Genomic DNA, 541 nt, shown 5'->3' on the forward strand with positions numbered 1-541 from the left:
GGCGTCACGTGAATACGACGCGGTGGTGTTTGTTGGCCCTGCGCGAACGGGTAAAACGATAGGCCTGATAGACGGCTGGATTGTTTACAACATCGTGTGTGATCCCTCCGATATGCTTGTCGTGCAAATTTCGGAAGAGAAAGCGCGGGAACACTCCAAAAAGCGCCTGGCGCGAACGTTCCGCGTGAGTCCGGAAGTGGCCGAGCGTCTCAGCCCTCGTCGCAATGATAACAACGTTCACGACCGGACCTTTCTGGCGGGGAACTATCTGAAACTTGGCTGGCCATCGGTCAATATCATGTCCTCGTCGGACTACAAATGCACCGCGCTGACAGATTATGACCGCATGCCGGAAGATATCGACGGCGAGGGCGACGGGTTCACGCTGGCGTCAAAACGTACCACAACGTTTATGAGTGCCGGCATGACGCTGGTAGAGAGTTCGCCAGGTCGCGATATTCTGGATTCAAAGTGGCGGCGCCGCTCTGAGCATGAGGCCCCGCCAACAACCGGCATCCTTTCCTTGTTCAACCGAGGCGAT

The 541-nt window shown here is 56.4% G+C and carries 1 protein-coding gene; it reads left to right on the top strand.

Annotation, left to right across the window (positions count from 1 at the left end; all coding sequences use genetic code 11):
• A partial coding sequence (locus DQ356_RS11150) for a phage terminase large subunit family protein (protein ID WP_147267623.1) occupies positions 1-541 on the top strand: 541 nt, incomplete at both ends.

The organism is Chryseobacterium lacus (assembly GCF_003336205.1).
Lineage (GTDB): Bacteria > Bacteroidota > Bacteroidia > Flavobacteriales > Weeksellaceae > Chryseobacterium_A > Chryseobacterium_A lacus.